The sequence below is a fragment of the Streptomyces pseudoechinosporeus genome (genome assembly GCF_054783935.1).
Genome location: NZ_BAAGPS010000061.1, coordinates 1 through 15,223 on the forward strand (window position 1 = coordinate 1; position 15,223 = coordinate 15,223).

The window sequence follows — 15,223 nt, forward strand, 5'->3', positions numbered from 1 at the left end:
AACGACAACGAGTACGGCCTGGCGGGCAGCGTCTGGACCGGCGACATCGAGCGGGGCACGGCGCTGGCCCGGCGCATCCGCACCGGCACCGTCGGCATCAACGGCTACCGCATCGACAACGCCGCCCCCTTCGGCGGCTACAAGGCCAGCGGCCTCGGCCGCGAGAACGGTCTCGAAGGCCTGATGGCGTACTTCCAGGTGAAGTCCGTCCTCCTGCCCACGGCGGCGTGAGTCCCCACTCCGCAACGGCGCGGTGATCAATGGCAGATATGCTGGACGACCGTCCAGTCAGCCCTGCGGCGAGGGTGTTCCAAGGAGGAAGCGGTGCCAGAGGCAAGGGAACTGGAGCAGACCCGCGAGCGGATGCTGCGCTGCGCACTCGAGCTGTTCACGGAGCGCGGCTACGAGGGTGCGTCGATCCAGATGATCGCCTCTGGCATGGGGCTGTCGAAGGCGGCGGTCACGTATCACTTCCGCACGAAGGAGGACATCCTCAACGCGGTGGTGGAGCCCGCCTTCACCGACCTGGACGCGTTCTTCGAGAAGGTGGGAACCGGGCCGCTCAAGCCCGCACGGCGGCGTGAGGCGCTCGCCGAGTACGTGGGACTCATGGTCAAACACCGCGATCTCCTGACGTTCCTGGCCAAGGAAGGCGACCGTCAGGAGCCCGAGCCCGTCATGCGCCAGTGGCCGGTAGTGGCTGAGAAGGTCGAGCAACTCTTCGGCGGCGACCGGGAAGACCTGAGCGAACGCCTCTACTTCGCCGCCGCTGTCCGCGGCCTCGCCACGGCACCAGTCAGGTACCCCGAGGTCAGCGACGACGACCTTCGCGAACACCTGCTCCAAGCCGCCGAGCGCATGCTCGCGCGTCCCCGCCGCAGGCCGGCCTGACGCAACGGCGGATCCTCCCTCTCACCAGACCACGGCGGTGCCCGCGTCGCTGGAACCGCCTTGTCGGGTACGGAAGTTCCGCACCGAACGGGGGTGCCGGCCGTGCTCTGCGCATGCGCATGCGCATGCTCACGTATCGGCCCCCGGACGTCGCATCCTGCGCGGATCCGCCCGCCGCTCCCCCGCTCCCCACTCCGGCCTGGAGGCCTCGTGCCATGACACATCCGACAACCGACGGCCCCACCCGGAGGGCGAACGGTGCCGTGATCCCGGTGCTCGCGTTCGCGGGCATCGTGGTCGCGGTGATGCAGACCCTGCTCGTCCCGGTCCTCAAGGACCTGCCGCAGCTGCTGAACAGCTCACCCAGTGACGCCAGTTGGGTCGTGACCTCGACCCTGCTCTCCGGTGCCGTGGCCACCCCGATCATGGGCCGCCTCGGCGACTTGTACGGCAAGCGCCGCATGCTGATCGCCAGCCTCGCCGTGATGGTGGTCGGGTCCCTGATCAGCGCGGTCACCAGTGATTTCACGGTGATGCTCGCTGGGCGCACCCTTCAGGGCTTCTCCATGGGCGCGGTCCCGCTGGGCATCGGCCTGATGCGCGACCTGCTGCCGCCCGAGAAGCTCAGCTCGGCGATGGCCCTGATGAGCTCCTCGATCGGCGTCGGCGGCAGCATCGCGATGCCCACCGCGGCCCTGCTCGCCGATAACGCCGACTGGCACTCCCTGTTCTACGGCGCGGCCGTCATCGGCGCCCTCTCCATCGTCCTCACCCTCCTCCTAGTACCCGAGTCCCCGGTGCGCGCCGAGGGCACCTTGGACCTGCTCGGCGCCCTCGGTCTCTCCCTCGGCCTCGTGCTGTTCCTGCTGCCGGTCACCAAGGGCGGCGACTGGGGCTGGTCGTCGGGCACCACGCTCGGCCTGTTCGCCGGGTCGGTCGTGATCCTCGTCCTGTGGGGCGTGCTGGAGCTGCGTGCGAAGGCCCCACTGGTGGACCTGCGCACCACGGCCCGCCGCCAGGTGCTGCTCACCAACCTCGTCTCGATCACGGTCGGCGTCGCCTTCTACGTCCAGACCCTCGTCCTTCCCCAGCTGCTCCTGCTGCCCACGTCCACCGGCCACGGCCTCGGCCAGTCCATGGTCGTCACCGGCCTGTACATGGCCCCGATGGGCGTGACGATGCTGTTCATGACCCCCGTCTACGCCCGTCTGTCGGCCAAGTACGGCCCGACGAGCACCCTCTTGGCAGGGCTGCTGGTCATCGCGATCGGCTACGGAGCGGGGATCGGCCTGATGAGTGCGGCCTGGCAGACCGCAGTGATCTCGGTGTTCCTCGGCGTGGGCATCGGCCTGGCCTACTCCTCGCTGCCCGCCCTGATCAACGGCGCCGTCGATCCCTCGGAGACGGGCGCGGCCAACGGCCTCAACACGTTGATGCGCTCCATCGGTACGTCACTGTCGAGCGCTGTTGTCGGCATGGTCCTCGCCGACACGGCGGTCACCGTGGGCGGCGTCGAGATTCCGACCATGCAGGGCTTCCGCGTCTCCTTCCTGATCGCGACCGCCGCCGTGGCCCTCGGCCTTGTCCTCGCGCTCTTCCTGCCACGGCAGCGCCGCGTCCGGGAGCCGGCTGTCGGCGAGCAGCTGCCGGAGCGGGTGGTCCGATGACGCGCGGGAACGTCGTGTCTCCCACCCAAGACAGTTGATGCATCAAGTGACTATGCGCACACTTACTTGACGAGCCACGAAGAACCACAGCATTCTAAGCGTCATTGACGCATCAACAATCTCCGTCTTCCCTTCGCAGTGGCGCTACCCGGCGGCCAGGCTCTCGAAGGAGCGATTCGAGCCATGACCAGCTACATAGATCAAATGCTGTATACCGAGCTCGTGCTCGCGTCGGACGAGCGGATCGCTGTGCCGACCCGCCTGCTGTACAAGGCGCGCGACCCGTTTGCCGTGCACCTGGTCTTCCATCCCGACGCCGACCGCGCAGTCCCGTGGGTGCTGGCCCGCGATCTGCTGGCCCAAGGCCTGCTGCGGCCGAGCGGGCAAGGCGATGTACACCTCTGGCCGGTCGGGTGCGGGCCCGATGCCGAGCTGAACATCGCTCTGTCGTCCCCCCAGGGGACCGCTCGGCTCACCGCTCCCCTCGCCACGGTGGCACAGTGGCTGGAGCGCACGTATCAGTCGGTCCCTGTCGGCCGGGAGGCCGACGGTCTGGACGTGGACGGTGAAGTGGCGCGACTGCTGCACGGCGCCGCCTGAGAACCCACGCCTTCACCCGAGCGGCCGGAAACCCGGGACTCGGGTGGAGCCCGTGCCCGGGCTCAGGACGGGTCCTCGTCCAGCTTCGCCACCACCCGACTGGAGATCTCGCCCAGCATCCGCAGCTCAGCCAGCGTGACATGGTCCAGGAACAACTCCCGCACCGTCTCCACATGGCGCGGAGCCGCCGCCTCGATCGCCTCCCGCCCCGCCGGGGTGATCACCACGAACGCCCCCCGCGCGTCATCAGGGGCTTCCTCCCGCACCACCAGTCCCCGGCCGGCCATCCGCGCGATGTGATGGGACGTCCGGCTCTTCTCCCACTCCAGAGCACGGCACAGGTCCTGATAACGCTGTCGCCCCTCCGGCACATCCGTCAGATGGACCAGGACCGCGAAGTCCGCGCCCGACAGCTTCGACTCGGCCTGCAACGTACGCGACAACCGGCCCATGAGCCGCTCATGCAACCGCACAAAGCCCCGCCACGCGTGCTGCTCCTCCGGGGTCAACCACCGCACCGTCTCCTTCATGGAGACGAGTGTAAGTGACCGTTGACGGGTCACCTGCCAGGATGCTAAGAGACCCGTCAACGCCCAGTGCGTGGCAGCTGCGGCTGGCCGTGGGCGCCGCAAGTGTCAACCGGCGGCGCCGCCCGCCTGCTCAGTCAGTGGCGGGGAGTTCCCTGGTGAAGGCCTCGGCGATGCGCAGCCTCTGTCTTCTGATCTGTGAGATGGGCCAATCCTGATTGCCTGTGGAGATCCGCAGCGGCCAGGCCCTGTCCGGCGTAGGCGTCGTCGACCTCCGCGTGGAAGAACACGCGCTGCTCACCGTGGTCGCGGTACTCGGTCACGCCGACGCGCTTGCCGTCGACCACGATCTCGTACCGATGGTGTGCGTCCACCCCGCTCGACGACCGAGGCAGCAGAAAGCTGACTCATGAGGAATGCCCTTCTGAGAGAGGTCAGCGACGCGGAGGGTTGCGACGCGGCCTGATGGTGGCGTTGGGCAGGGCGGGCGCGGGAAGACGGTCCCCGGGAAATCCCTCGATGGTGCCGAAGCGCTCGGAGGAGGCCTCCCAGTCCTCCCAGTCCTCGCGGGCCTTGACGATGTCCTCGTGAGTGCGGCCGATGAAGTTCCACCACATGACGATCTCCTCCTCGAAGGGGGTGCCGCCCAGCAGAATCGTCCGCGCCGGACCGTCCGACTCGTTCGTCAGCGTCAACGCGTCGGCACCCGGCGGGACATAGCCCAGCTCCGCCCGGTGCAGCAGGGTGTCGGCCACACGGACGTCCCCGCTGTCCACGAGGAGGCCATGCTCGAAGGCGCAGTCCACGGCCATGGTGACCGTCGCACGCGGTTCGAGGATGATCTCGGCGCCGAGCAGCGGCGTAAACGTTCGTACCGGAGAGACATCTCCGGCGAGCGAGCCGAGGAAGACCCTGATCTCGGCACCCTCCATCCGCACAGGCTCGGGCACATAGTGCTGGAAGTCCCGTTCGGCGTTCCGGTGCTCCTCCGGCAGCGCCACCCACAGCTGGACGCCGTGGACGACGGTCGTGCGCGGGGTGGAGACCTCCGAGTGGGCGATGCCGTACCCGCCTGTCATGAGGTTGATTTCCCCGGGCCGCACGAAGGCGTGGGTGCCGAGCGTGTCGCGGTGCTCGACCTCCCCACTGAACAGCCAGGTCACCGTCTGCAGGCCGGTGTGCGGATGCGGGGGCAGCGCCATGCCGCCCCTGTCGGTGACCTCGTCGGGACCGTAGTGGTCGGCGAAGCACCAGGCGCCGATCAGCGTCCGGTCCCGCTGCGGCAGCGTCCGCCGCACCGTCATCGAGCGCGGTCCGCCCAGGGGTACGTCCCGTGCGGGGAGCACGTCGACCCGTGACGCCCCGGCCGGCCGCACGTCGTCGACCGGCGACCCGCATCTCATCACTGCCGGCTCGGCTTCGACATTGCTCACCGAGACCACCTCCCGTGGAATCTAGTTGTTGCATCAACTATCATGCCATGATCTTAGGACGAGGGCTACAGCAAGTACACGGCGAGCGGGAGACATGCGGATCTTCATCGACAAACAGAGCTCCAAGGCCTTCCACGCCCTGGTGCAGACATCGGAAGCGGTGCGCGCGGTTACCGCCGAGGCGGGGCTCGACCGCACCGTCGTGGAGCTGATCAACCTCCGCGTGTCGCAGATCAACGGCTGCGCCTACTGCCTCGACCTCCACACCAAGGCGGCCGTACGCGCGGGTGAGTCGGCGCAGCGGCTGGGAGTGCTGGCAGCCTGGCGGGACACCGCGGTGTTCTCCCCCACGGAACGCGCGGCCCTCGCACTGGCCGAGGCCACGACCGACCCCACCGATGCCGTCGCACAGGAATCCGCCTACGAGGCCGCTCGACAGGTTCTCACCGATGACCAGATCTCCGCTGCGATCTGGGTGGCGATCACCATGAACGCTTTCAACCGGGTCTCGATCATGAGCAAGCACCCGGTACGGGCGAATCGAGGTGCTCCGGGCGAGGAGAGCGGTGTCACAGTGTCCGGTGGGTGATGTGGCCCCCGCTCATCGTGAGCCGGATCGGGGCGTCGGCGAGTTCGTCGGGGCCGGTGGTGAGGGGATCGAGGGTGAAGGCGGTGAGGTCGGCCCGGAAGCCGGGCGCGATGCGTCCGGCGATGTCCTCCTCGCCCGCGGCCAGCGCGGCGTGGGTGGTGTAACCCTCCAGGGCGGCCAGCGGGGTGAGTGCCTGGTCGGGTCGCACGGGCGGGGTGCCGGGGTCGCCGGGGTGGCGGCGCAGTTGGGCGGCGGCGAGTACCCAGCGTGGGTCGTAGGGGGCGACGGGCCAGTCGGAGCCGAGGACCAGGGTGGCTCCGGCGGCACGCAGGTCGCGACAGCGCCAGGCCCGGGCGGCGCGTTCGGGGCCGAGTCGGCGGGACCACTCGTCGCTGTGGTCCGCCCTGGCGTAGGTGGCGTGGGCGGGCTGCATGGAGGCGGCGACGCCGAGCCGGGCGAAGCGCGGGATCTGGTCGTCGGGCACGGTCTCCAGATGCTCGGCACGGTGCCGGGCGTGCGGGGTGCCGAGGGCCTGGACGGTGTCGAGGACGCGGCGGACCGCGGCGTCACCGATGGCGTGGGTGGCGGTCGGCACGCCCGCGCGGTCGAGAGCGTGCACCGCGCGGGTGTACGCGGCGGGGTCGGGCCAGAACGACTCGGTGCCGGCACCGTGGCAGTCGGGGTGGTCCAGCCAGGCGGTGCCGCCCTCCACGGTGCCGTCGAGGAACAGCTTGACGCCCGCCACGCGCCAATGCCGTCCGGCGCGCCCCTGGAGGGCGATCAGCCGGTGCAGTTCGTCGGGGCCGGCGCCGGGCTGGCACCAGGGCGCGATGCGCAGCCGCAGCGGCAGGACGCCCTCGTCCTCGATGGCGGTGAGCAGATCGAGCGCGTCGGGCGTCTCCAGGTCCATGACGTGGCCTCCGGTGAGGCCGGTGGCGGCCATGTCGGCCAGCAGGGCGAGCAGGTGCTTGCGGCGCTCGGCGGGAGAGGGCTGCGGGATCAGGGCGGCGACGGTCTCCATGGCGGCCTGCTCGACGAGGTGACCGGTGGGGCGCCCGTCGGGGTCGCAGACGATGGCGGCACCCTGGTCGAAGCGACGTGGCCCGTCGACCCCGGCGGCACGCAGGGCCGCGGAGCCGGCGAGCGCGGAATGAGCGTCGTACAGCCGTAGGAAGGCGGGGATGTCGCCCACGACGTCGTCGATGAGGTGGTGGCTGATGGGGCCGCCCTCGAAGGTGTTGTGGTCGAGGTTCCAGCCGGTGATCCACGACCCGGGGGCGGCCCGCCGGGCGGCCTCGCGCAACGCGGCGCGCAGCTGCTCCAGGGTTTTACAGCCGGAGAGGTCGATGCCCTGGGCGAGTTCGAGACCCTTGACGGCGTGGGTGTGCCCGTCGGTGAGGCCGGGGGTGAGGGTGGCGCCGCCGAGGTCGACGACCTGAGTGCGGGGGCCGCGCCAGTGGCGTACGTCGGCCTCCTCGCCGACCGCCGCGATACGGCCGTCCCTGACGGCGACGGCGGTCGCCAGGGGGTGTCGCGGGTCCAGGGTGCGGACGGTGGCGCCGGCCAGCACGGTGTCGGCGTTGGTGAAGGGCACGTGGATCGCCTTTCGCAGCGGCTCGTGACGGGGTGGCGGGGCTCAGTGGCTACTGCTGGGTGTCGGGGTTTCCAGCGGTTCGGTTGTCGGTGTCGGGCTCGGCGGCGAACGCCTCGTACACCTGCGGTCGGGTGCGGCGCAGCCGGTACGCGAGGGCGACGCCGACGGCGAAGACCAGCGGGACGGGAGCGAGGAGCGCCGCGTTGGTGCCGGTCCCGGCGCCGGTCAGCAACTCGATCTTGTCGATGATCAGGTACAGCGCGGCGCCCATGAGCACGGCTCCGGCGATCGGGGCCACCACGGCCCGCCAGACACCCTCGGTGTGACTGATGCGGCGGAAGAAGACGGGGACGGCGGCCGCGGTCAGCACCTGAAGCAGCACGATGCCGACCACACCGGGGGTGTTCACCCACAGCAGCAGCCGCTCGTAGGGGTCGGCGCCTGCGGCGGCGAAGCCGAGGACCACCAGGGCCGCGAGCACGGTCTGCAGGATCCCGGCGATGTGCGGCGAGCCGTGCCGCCGGTGCACCCGGCCCAGAGCCACGGGCAGCACCCCCTCGTGGGCGAGGGCGTGGGTGTAGCGGTTGATGGCGTTGTGGAAGGCGAGCAGCGCGGCGAAGACGCTGGTGACGATGAGGACGTGCATCACATCCGCCGCCCAGCCGCCGACGTACCGGGTGGTGGCGGTGAAGAACAGCGCGGCGGGGTCCTCGGCGGCCGCGGCCATGACGTCCCGCGCGCCGAACGCCTGCACGACGATCCACACGACGAAGGCGTAGAACAGGCCGAGGAAGCCGACGGCGGCATAGGTGGCGCGGGGGATCGTCCGCTCCGGTCGGCGGGCCTCGGATCGGTAGATGGCGGTGGACTCGAAGCCGATGAAGGCCGCGAAGGCGAAGGCAAGCAGGGCACCGGTGCCGGGCGTGAAGGCGTTGCCGGGAGTGAAGGAGTCGAAGTGGATGCCCTGCGCGCCGCCGTCCGCCAGCACCCCGCCGGCCAGGACCACGAGGATGCCGGCTTCGGCGACCAGCAGCACGCCCAGCACCCGGGCCCCGAAGTCGATACTGCGGTACCCGGCGTACCAGACGGCCGCGATACCGACGAGGGCGGCCACCGGCCAGGGCGCGCTGACTCCCCACAGGGCCTGCAGCGCGTCGCGGACGGTGGTGGCCAGCAGTCCGTACATGCCGATCTGCATCGCGTTGTACGACAGCAGCGCGAGGGCGGCCGAGCCGACCCCCGCGGGCCGGCCGAGGCCGCGGGTGACGTACGCATAGAAGGCGCCGCCGTTGCCGATGTACCGGCTCATGGTGGTGAAGCCCACCGCGAACAGGGCGAGGACGGCACCGGCGATGAGGTATCCGCTCGGCGCTCCGATGCCGCCGAGCAGGATGGCGAGCGGGGCGACGCCGGCCATGACGGTGAGCGGGGCGGCGGCGGAGACGACGAGGAAGGTGATGTCACTGGCGCGGAGGGTGCCGGAGCGGAGCGAGGAGTCGGTTTCCGTGGCGGTCGCGGGTTGGGGTCTGGCGGTCGAGGCCATGGCGGCGGGGCACCTTTCGGACGGCGCCGTTCGGCGGCAGGGGACCGCCCGGCGAGCTAAACCTAAAGCCTTTCGGTTTCGGTAATGTAGCCCTGGGCCCCACCCCTGGGAAGACCCGAGTGGCAACGATCAAGGAGAACGACGCATGGGGCGGCCGAGCAAGGCCCTGCTCGACAGGGAGCGCATCGGCACCGCCGCGCTCGAACTCGTCGACCGCAACGGCGACTTCAGCGTCCCGCAGATCGCCAGGAAGCTCGGCGTCCAGACCGGCTCGATCTACCATCACGTCGACGGCCGGGCCGGCATCGTCGAACTGATCCGGCTGCGCGTCACGGGCGCCATCGACCCGGCCACCCTCGACCTGCGCCCCTGGGACACCGCCCTCGCCGCCTGGGCCCGCTCCTACCGGGCCGCCTTCGCCGCCCACCCGCGCACCATCCCGCTGCTCGCCACGGCGCCCGTCCGCGCACCCCACGCGCTGGCCCAGTACGAGCGGGCGGTCGCCCTGCTGCTGGACGCGGGCTTCGCCAAGGACCGCGTCATGGCCGTCCTCACCGCCTTGGACAATCTCGTCCTTGGTTCGGCGCTCGACCTGGCCGCGCCCGAAACCATGTGGGAACCCGACGCCGACGGGAAGACCCCGCTGCTCGCTCAGGCGCTGGCCGCCGTCGGCCCCGACCGCGCCGACGCCGCGTTCGACCTGGCGCTGGACGGCTTCCTGGCCCACTGCCGATGCCTGATCGCCTCCTGACGGCAGCGGAAGCAGTCACTCTCCGGCGGCGCCGGGAAGCGACCACCGGCGGAACTCCCGCGGGGAGACACCGAACGCGCCCTTGAAGACTCTGCCGAAGTAACTCGGGTCGGTGATGCCCCAGCGGGCCGCCACGGCATAGGCCGGAAGGTGGGCCAGGCCGGGGTCGGCCAGGTCCTGGCGGATGCGGTCCAGGCGCCGTCGCCGGATGTGGTCGCCGAGTGTCTCGCCCCGCTGCTGGAACAGGGCGTGCAGGGAGCGGACCGAGATGTGGTGGTCGGCGGCGATCCGGGCGGGCGGGAGTTCCTCGGCCAGGTGCAGGTCGATGTGCTCCAGGATGCGCTTCAGCCGGTGCGCGTGAACAGGGGGCGTGTGCCGGCCGGCGTACTCGCGGACGAGCGTCCGGACGATGCCGGTCACGTGCTCGCCCATCTCTCCCTTTGACAGCGGTCCGAGTCGATGACCACGGTCGGCGAGTTCGACGAGCATCGAGGAGAGGATGCGGCCGCCGGCGGAACGGGTGAGCTCCTGGGCGACCATGGCGTCGGGGATGTGCTGCAAGAAGGTGCTGGTGCTCGGGTCGAGTCTCATCAGCAACCAGCGGTAGTCGCTGCCGAGGTCCAGGCGGAACGGACGCCCGCCGCCGTAGAGGACGAAGTCGCCCGGGGACAGGGCGCATTGGCGGCCGCTCTGTTCGATGGTCACCTCTCCGGCCAGGAGCACGCCCAGCAAGGTGTCTATTCCCTCGGTGGAAACCGACGCGTGCGGCACGACCTGCGCCCGCTGCTCGCCGGCGATGTCGCACGTGGTGATCGCGCCGAACCGCTCCGATCGCATCTCGGCGGCGTAGGGCGTCGCCGTCCTGACCATCACGGCGTCGAACGCCCTGGCGCGGTCGGAGGAGACGGTGTCCAGGTAGCCGAAGACGAGCGTGCCGTCCATTCGGGCTTCGAGGGGCATCGGCTTCTCCTCTGCACTGCAGCACCAGAAGTCTGCGCTGTGGTGCCAACGCAATGGCCGGAACTGGCCGATAGTCCCACTCATCTGCAGTCCGCGGAAGTGGAGGGATATCACCACGTGGACGTACTCCTGGCAATTCTCACTCTCTTCGGCCTCTACGGGCTCACCACCCTCGGCATGGCCGTGACCTTCGCGGCGACCCGGGTGGTGAACCTCGCGCAGGGCGACCTCATCATGGTGGGGGCCTACACGGCGGTGGTCCTCACAGGTCCGGCGTTCGGGTGGCGCGTGACACTCGCCCTGCTGGCGAGTGCGCCGCTGTTGCTGCTGGTCGAACGGCTGCTGCTGCGGCGTCCCCTCGCGGACGGGCTGGCGACCATGCTCGTCACCTGGGGTGTCGGCATGGCACTGCGGCAGGCGGCGGAACTGCTGTTCACCTCTACCTCCCGGTCGGTGGATGCACCGATCGGCGGGACGGTGACCGTCCTGGGCACGCCCTATCCGACGTACCGGCTGGTCTGCGGCCTGATCGCGGCCACGGTCATCGGGCTGGTGCTGCTCGCCGCCTACCGCACGGACTGGGGCCTGACCCTCCGCGCGGTGGCCGACAACCCGACCATGGCGGCACTGCTGGGCACCGACCCGCGCCGGCTGCGCACGCTCGCGTTCCTGCTCGGCGGGCTGCTGGCCGTGCTGGCCGGGGCGCTGTACAGCCCGCTGCTCGCGGTGAACCCGACCATGGGCTTCGGCCTCCTGGTCCCCGTCTTCTTCGGCCTGCTGCTCAGCCGCCCCGGCGCGCTCGCGACAGCGGCGGGGGCCGCCCTGGCCATCGCAGCGCTGTCGGTGCTGCTGCGCACCTGGCTGACCGACGTGCTGGCCGAGGTCCTCTTCTATCTCATCGTCGTCGCGATCGCCGCGCTGCGATCGCGTCCCTGGCTTCGGAGGTTCACATCATGGCTCACACGCGTTCGCGTGCCGGCGCAGGCATCCTGACGGCCGCCGCCCTGCTGGCGGTGACCGGCTGCGGTGGTTCGGCGATCTCGGACACCGGCAGCGACGGGGACAGGCCCTTGAAGGTCGGCCTGATCGTGCCGCTCACCGGGCCCGTCTCCTCGACCGGCAAGGCCCTGCGCAACGCCTTCCAACTGGGCGTCAAGCAGGTCAACGACGCCGGCGGCGTGAACGGCACGAAGGTGAAGTACGTCGTCGCCGACGACGCGGGCGACCCGGCGACCTCGACGCAGCTGGCCCGCAGACTCGTCCAGCGGGACGAGGTGTCGATGCTGTTCGGCACGATCACCGGGGACACGGCCGAGGCCGTGGCCAAGGTCGCCGACGACGCGAAGGTCCCGTTCGGTACGGCGATCCTCGGCGATGGCGGGCGGTGTCGTCCCTACGCATGGGGTTTCGGTGAGAGCACGCGCCAGTTGCTCACACCGACGGTCCCAGCGCTGCTGGAGAAGTACGGAAAGAAGGTCGCGGTCGTCGGCTCGGACTACAACTTCCCGCACCACTACCTGGGAGTCGCCAAGGAGCAGGTGAAACGCGCCGGTGGCTCGGTCGTCGCCGAGGAGTTCAGCCCGATCGGGCAGACCGACTGGCAGCCGGTGATCAAGCGGCTCAAGGCCGCCCGGCCGGACGTGCTGCTGACCATGGTCGTCGGTTCCGACGCGGTGTCGTTCAGCCAGCAGGCCAAGCAGTTCGGCCTGCTCACCTCTGACCTCGGCTACGACGGCGCGCCCCTGGACAGCGACTACTACCCCGCGCTCAGCGCCCTGGTGAACGGCCGCACGCACACCGTGCGCTGGACCGACCGGCTGGACGACTCCGACAGCCGCGCCTTCGTGGCCGACTACCGGAAGGCGTACGAGTTCGACGGTCCGATGCCCGAGGTGGCGGGCAACGCGTACTTCGGCATCCAGTTCTTCCTGGCCGCTGCCGAGAAGGCCGGCACCGCTGACGGCGAGGCGATCAACAGCGAGATCGGACGGCTGACCTTCGACTCGCCGCTCGGCGAGAAGACCCGCTTCGCGGCGGCCAACCACCTCCTCCAGGCCGACATGCTCCAGGTGACGATCAAGCCGGGTGGGGCGTACGAGGTCAGCCGCGAGCTCGGCCGCATCGCCGACACCACGCCCATGCCGGGGTGCGCGTGATCAGCCCCGGCCGTGACATCGACGGGCGCGGCGACGAGCAGGTCCCGGTACTGCCGACGCCGTCCGCGCACGGCGTACGCCGTCGGCCGGACGGCGGCGCCTCGGCCGCGCCCGGAGCTGGGAGGCGTAGCACCCGAGTAGGGGTGGTGGTGCGCTTCGCGCTGCTGCTCGTGCTGCTGGCGGCGGCTCCGTTCGGTCTGAGCGCCTTCGCGGTGGCCACCCTGACCCTGGGCCTGTGCAACGGGCTGTTCGCCTACGGCCTGGACCTCTCCTGGGGGCGGGCGGGGCTGCTCAGCGTGGGCCACGCGTCCTTCTTCGGGCTCGGCGCCTACGCCGTCGCGCTCAGCCAGGAGCACGGCTGGCCGCTCGCCGCCCTGCTGGCGGCGGCCCTGGCAGCCGTCGTGGGCATCGCGGTGCCGATGGTCCGGATCGGACTGGCCTCCCGTGTGCCCGACGCTCCGCTCATCCTGCTGACGATCGGGGTGGGTCTGTTGCTCCAGCACGCGGCGACCAGCCTCCCGGATCTGACCGGAGGCACCAACGGACTGTCGGTGAGCAGCCAGGGAGTGGTCTCCGCCTACTACCTGACCCTCCTGGTGGTGGCCGCCGTGGTGGCCCTCACCAGCGTCACGGTGGTCCGCGGCCGGTTCGGCGCGCGGCTGATCGCCGCCTCCCGCAACCCCGAGCGCGCCGCCCAGACCGGCATCGACCCGTTGCGGGTGAGGACAGCGGCGTTCGCCGTCGGTGCGGCGGTGTCGGCGGTCGCGGGTGCCTTGTACGCACCCGCCGCCGGACTGGTGTCACCGCAGGTCTTCGGGCTCGCCCTGTCGACCAGCGTGCTGGTCTGGCTGGCAGTGGGCGGAAGGCAGTCGACCGTGGGACCGTTCCTCGGCGCGATCCTCATTACGGCGGGCGCGCAGACGCTCGGCAGCACGTGGCAGGGCTGGTACGTGCTCGCGCTCGCCGCCCTGTTCGTTCTGGTCGTCCAGGTGGCCCCCTCAGGTCTGGCGGGACTGGCCCGGGCGTGGACACGCGGCCCAGCGGTGAAGCTGCCGGCAGCTGCGGCGGCGCCACGGCACCGCGGGCACGACGCCCACGGTGACGGTCCGGCCCTGGCACTGACGGGGATCCGCAAGTCCTTCGGCCCGGTGGACGTGCTGCGCGGCGTGGACCTGACGGTCGAGGACGGCCGGTGCATCTGCCTGATCGGTCCCAACGGCGCGGGCAAAAGCACCCTGCTCGCCGTCGTCGCGGGCCAACTCGCCCCCGACGCGGGCGACGTGCGCATCTTCGGTGCGGACGCCACCGCGCTGCCGGTCCACGATCGCGTACGCCTGGGCGTGGGCCGGATGTTCCAGATCCCCAGCGTCCTGACGGCGCTGTCTCCCGCCGACAACATCAGGCTGGGCCGCCTGGACGCGCCGCTCCACGTCGAACTGCCCGCCGAATACGACGACTTGGTCGGCGACGAGGCCCGTGAGGCCGGGACCCTGCCGCTGGCCGACCGGCGCCGGCTGGAGCTGGCCATGGTGCTGGCCGGAGCGCCCCGGCTGATGCTGCTCGACGAACCCGCGGCCGGGCTGGGACCCGACGACGCCCGGGCGCTCGTCGACGAGCTGAAGCAGGTCTCACGGCGGACGGGGTGCGCACTGGTCGTCGTCGAACACGACATGGCGATCGTCCGGGAACTGGCCGACGACGTCGTGGTCCTGCACGAGGGCCAGGTGATCGCCCACGGGCCGATGGACGAGATCGCCGCTGATCCCACGGTGCGCCAGGCCTACCTGGGGGTGAACCGATGATGCTGGAACTGGACGCACTGGGCGGCGGATACGGGCAGGCCGCCGTCGTCCGCGACGTGACCGTGCGGGTCGCCGAGGGCGAGCGGATCGCCCTGCTGGGGCGCAACGGCACCGGCAAGACCACTCTGCTGCGCACCGTGTTCGGGCTGGCCGACCGGCAGGGGGGCGAGGTACGCCTGGCCGGACGCCCTGTGCCGCGCGGCCGCCCGGACCTGCTCGCCCGTTGGGGCGCGGCACTGATGCCCGAGGACCGGGGGGTGTTCCCCACCCTCACCGTCGCGGAGAACCTCCGCCTGGCCACGCGCGCGGGTTTCGCCCCCGCGGTCGATCCCCACGAGATCTTCCCGCTGCTGACCGAGCGGCGCCGGCAGCCCGCCGGAACGCTGTCCGGCGGCCAGAAGCAGCAACTCGGCATTGCCCGGTCGATGCTGTCCGGACAGTTGCTGATCGTCGTGGACGAACTCACTCAGGGTCTGCAGCCGTCGCTCGTCCAGCAGGTCCTGGAGGCGATGGCCCGTATCGCCGCCACCGGAGTGGCGGTGGTGATGGTCGACCAGCACGCCGGGCTCCTCCTCGAGCGCTGCGACCGGGCGATCGTCATGCAGGCGGGCCGGGTCGTCTTCGACGGCCCGAGCGGCACGCACCACCGCGAGGAGCTCGACCGGCTGCTCGCCGTCGGCTGACTCCCCTCCCCCTGCAACTCCCCTGAC

Annotated in this window: 15 protein-coding genes and 1 pseudogene; 10 read left to right on the forward strand and 6 right to left on the reverse strand. The window is 70.8% G+C overall.

Annotation, left to right across the window (positions count from 1 at the left end):
• The 4 genes and pseudogenes from ACYVO6_RS39000 to ACYVO6_RS39015 form a co-directional block, all read left to right on the forward strand.
• Positions 1–231, forward strand: a 231-nt coding sequence (locus ACYVO6_RS39000) for an aldehyde dehydrogenase family protein (protein ID WP_461069879.1), incomplete at its 5' end; no start/stop codon positions are given.
• Positions 232–324: 93 nt separating this feature from the next.
• Positions 325–891: a TetR/AcrR family transcriptional regulator gene (locus ACYVO6_RS39005; RefSeq protein WP_461069881.1), complete on the forward strand. Its 567-nt coding sequence runs from the start codon at positions 325–327 to the stop codon at positions 889–891.
• A gap of 215 nt (positions 892–1,106) precedes the next feature.
• Positions 1,107–2,507 (forward strand): annotated as a pseudogene (locus tag ACYVO6_RS39010) (MFS transporter); the annotation flags it as partial.
• Between the two features lie 234 nt (positions 2,508–2,741).
• Positions 2,742–3,158: an SsgA family sporulation/cell division regulator gene (locus ACYVO6_RS39015; RefSeq protein WP_461069883.1), complete on the forward strand. Its 417-nt coding sequence runs from the start codon at positions 2,742–2,744 to the stop codon at positions 3,156–3,158.
• 62 nt (positions 3,159–3,220) lie between these two features.
• Here the strand turns inward: ACYVO6_RS39015 and ACYVO6_RS39020 are convergent, their stop codons facing one another.
• The 3 genes from ACYVO6_RS39020 to ACYVO6_RS39030 all read right to left on the reverse strand — a co-directional run bounded on the left by ACYVO6_RS39020 (position 3,221) and on the right by ACYVO6_RS39030 (position 5,118).
• Positions 3,221–3,688, reverse strand: coding sequence for a MarR family winged helix-turn-helix transcriptional regulator (locus tag ACYVO6_RS39020; RefSeq protein ID WP_461069885.1), 468 nt, complete (start codon positions 3,686–3,688; stop codon positions 3,221–3,223).
• A gap of 134 nt (positions 3,689–3,822) precedes the next feature.
• Entirely contained in the window at positions 3,823–4,059 is a 237-nt protein-coding gene (locus ACYVO6_RS39025; RefSeq protein ID WP_461069887.1) for a GNAT family N-acetyltransferase, read from the reverse strand.
• A 60-nt stretch (positions 4,060–4,119) separates the two neighbouring features.
• A complete protein-coding gene (locus tag ACYVO6_RS39030) occupies positions 4,120–5,118 on the reverse strand; it encodes a pirin family protein (RefSeq protein WP_461069889.1) in 999 nt (332 codons plus the stop codon).
• A gap of 94 nt (positions 5,119–5,212) precedes the next feature.
• Here ACYVO6_RS39030 and ACYVO6_RS39035 point away from each other — a divergent pair, with 94 nt between their 5' ends.
• On the forward strand, positions 5,213–5,707 hold the full coding sequence (locus tag ACYVO6_RS39035; protein WP_461069891.1) for a carboxymuconolactone decarboxylase family protein: 495 nt from the start codon (positions 5,213–5,215) through the stop codon (positions 5,705–5,707).
• On the opposite strand, the gene ACYVO6_RS39040 is transcribed toward ACYVO6_RS39035, so the two are convergent.
• Positions 5,688–7,301: an amidohydrolase gene (locus tag ACYVO6_RS39040; RefSeq protein WP_461069893.1), complete on the reverse strand. Its 1,614-nt coding sequence runs from the start codon at positions 7,299–7,301 to the stop codon at positions 5,688–5,690. The two genes, ACYVO6_RS39035 and ACYVO6_RS39040, sit on opposite strands and share 20 nt — an antisense overlap.
• A gap of 49 nt (positions 7,302–7,350) precedes the next feature.
• Positions 7,351–8,844, reverse strand: a complete 1,494-nt coding sequence (locus ACYVO6_RS39045; RefSeq protein WP_461069895.1) for an APC family permease — start codon at positions 8,842–8,844, stop codon at positions 7,351–7,353.
• Positions 8,845–8,989: 145 nt separating this feature from the next.
• Here ACYVO6_RS39045 and ACYVO6_RS39050 point away from each other — a divergent pair, with 145 nt between their 5' ends.
• Complete coding sequence (locus ACYVO6_RS39050; RefSeq protein ID WP_461069897.1) at positions 8,990–9,595, forward strand: TetR/AcrR family transcriptional regulator C-terminal domain-containing protein; 606 nt, start codon at positions 8,990–8,992, stop codon at positions 9,593–9,595.
• Between the two features lie 15 nt (positions 9,596–9,610).
• Here the strand turns inward: ACYVO6_RS39050 and ACYVO6_RS39055 are convergent, their stop codons facing one another.
• Entirely contained in the window at positions 9,611–10,555 is a 945-nt protein-coding gene (locus tag ACYVO6_RS39055; protein WP_461069899.1) for a helix-turn-helix domain-containing protein, read from the reverse strand.
• Between the two features lie 117 nt (positions 10,556–10,672).
• On the opposite strand from ACYVO6_RS39055, the gene ACYVO6_RS39060 reads away from it, so the two are divergent.
• From ACYVO6_RS39060 to ACYVO6_RS39075, 4 genes are read left to right on the forward strand one after another with little or no spacing between them, the layout of a single operon-like run.
• Entirely contained in the window at positions 10,673–11,548 is an 876-nt protein-coding gene (locus ACYVO6_RS39060) for a branched-chain amino acid ABC transporter permease (RefSeq protein ID WP_461069901.1), read from the forward strand.
• Positions 11,509–12,711 carry an ABC transporter substrate-binding protein gene (locus ACYVO6_RS39065; RefSeq protein ID WP_461069903.1) on the forward strand — a complete coding sequence of 401 codons (1,203 nt, stop codon included), beginning with the start codon at positions 11,509–11,511 and terminating at the stop codon, positions 12,709–12,711. Before ACYVO6_RS39060 ends, ACYVO6_RS39065 begins: the two co-directional genes overlap by 40 nt.
• Positions 12,708–14,513 carry a branched-chain amino acid ABC transporter ATP-binding protein/permease gene (locus tag ACYVO6_RS39070; RefSeq protein ID WP_461069905.1) on the forward strand — a complete coding sequence of 602 codons (1,806 nt, stop codon included), beginning with the start codon at positions 12,708–12,710 and terminating at the stop codon, positions 14,511–14,513. The genes ACYVO6_RS39065 and ACYVO6_RS39070 overlap by 4 nt, the downstream gene beginning before the upstream one ends.
• Positions 14,510–15,196: an ABC transporter ATP-binding protein gene (locus ACYVO6_RS39075; RefSeq protein ID WP_461069907.1), complete on the forward strand. Its 687-nt coding sequence runs from the start codon at positions 14,510–14,512 to the stop codon at positions 15,194–15,196. Before ACYVO6_RS39070 ends, ACYVO6_RS39075 begins: the two co-directional genes overlap by 4 nt.
• The last annotated feature ends 27 nt before the right edge of the window (positions 15,197–15,223 follow it).

What these genes read in the sequence shown, in the direction of transcription:
- ACYVO6_RS39015 (WP_461069883.1), top strand. Translation starts at nt 2,742, where the DNA reads ATGACCAGCTACATAGATCAAATGCTGTATACCGAGCTCGTGCTCGCG.
- ACYVO6_RS39020 (WP_461069885.1), bottom strand. Translation starts at nt 3,688, where the DNA reads ATGAAGGAGACGGTGCGGTGGTTGACCCCGGAGGAGCAGCACGCGTGG.
- ACYVO6_RS39035 (WP_461069891.1), top strand. Translation starts at nt 5,213, where the DNA reads ATGCGGATCTTCATCGACAAACAGAGCTCCAAGGCCTTCCACGCCCTG.
- ACYVO6_RS39045 (WP_461069895.1), bottom strand. Translation starts at nt 8,844, where the DNA reads ATGGCCTCGACCGCCAGACCCCAACCCGCGACCGCCACGGAAACCGAC.
- ACYVO6_RS39050 (WP_461069897.1), top strand. Translation starts at nt 8,990, where the DNA reads ATGGGGCGGCCGAGCAAGGCCCTGCTCGACAGGGAGCGCATCGGCACC.
- ACYVO6_RS39055 (WP_461069899.1), bottom strand. Translation starts at nt 10,555, where the DNA reads ATGCCCCTCGAAGCCCGAATGGACGGCACGCTCGTCTTCGGCTACCTG.
- ACYVO6_RS39065 (WP_461069903.1), top strand. Translation starts at nt 11,509, where the DNA reads ATGGCTCACACGCGTTCGCGTGCCGGCGCAGGCATCCTGACGGCCGCC.
- ACYVO6_RS39075 (WP_461069907.1), top strand. Translation starts at nt 14,510, where the DNA reads ATGATGCTGGAACTGGACGCACTGGGCGGCGGATACGGGCAGGCCGCC.